At 57.8% G+C, this 626-nt stretch carries 1 protein-coding gene; it reads right to left on the bottom strand.

What is annotated here, in order from left to right:
• Positions 1-134: 134 nt before the first annotated feature.
• A partial coding sequence (locus B3V69_RS15600; RefSeq protein ID WP_296447932.1) for an MFS transporter occupies positions 135-626 on the bottom strand: 492 nt, incomplete at its 5' end.

Here is a 626-nt window from a genome sequence, read left to right on the forward strand (position 1 = left end):
GGCCAAGCCATACGGCAGGGCAACATAAAGCAGAATTCCGAAAACCGATACCAACACAAGCCGTGGCCGGGCACGTATTTGGCGCAGGAGGGGATGTTGTTTGGGGTTTTTGATGTCGAATTCCTTTTTTTTCATTACTGCTCGACGTGACACGCAAGCGATGCGTCAGAACTGCGTTTTCGGTCCGGCCGCAAGAACAAGAAGACCACCAGCGCGGCTAAGGCAAGGCCGGCCGCCACCAGGAAAGCGCTGGCCGGATGCAGCAGCCACAGGGCGCCCGCGATCAGCGAGGCCGGCAGGTAGATCAGGCCGGTCACAAAATTGTAGACACCGATGGCGGAGGCGCGTCGCTCCAGCTCAAGATCAGCAATAAACGCCTTGCTTTGCGCCTCGTCGATCGCATAAAACACGCCATAGATGATGAACAGGATGACGACCTGCCATGGCGTGGTCGCGAAGGCGAAGCCCAGGCTCATCAACAGATAGGTCAGGTAGCCCAGCATGATCATTCGCGCCCGTCCCACCCGGTCGCCGAGTTTGCCGATCAGCGGTGCGGCCACGACGAAGGCAATATTGAACAAGGCGTAAAGCAACACGATGTCCTTGACCGCAAAGCCAACGCTGTG

It is taken from the genome of Rhodoferax sp. UBA5149 (assembly GCF_002413825.1).
Lineage (GTDB): Bacteria > Pseudomonadota > Gammaproteobacteria > Burkholderiales > Burkholderiaceae_C > Rhodoferax.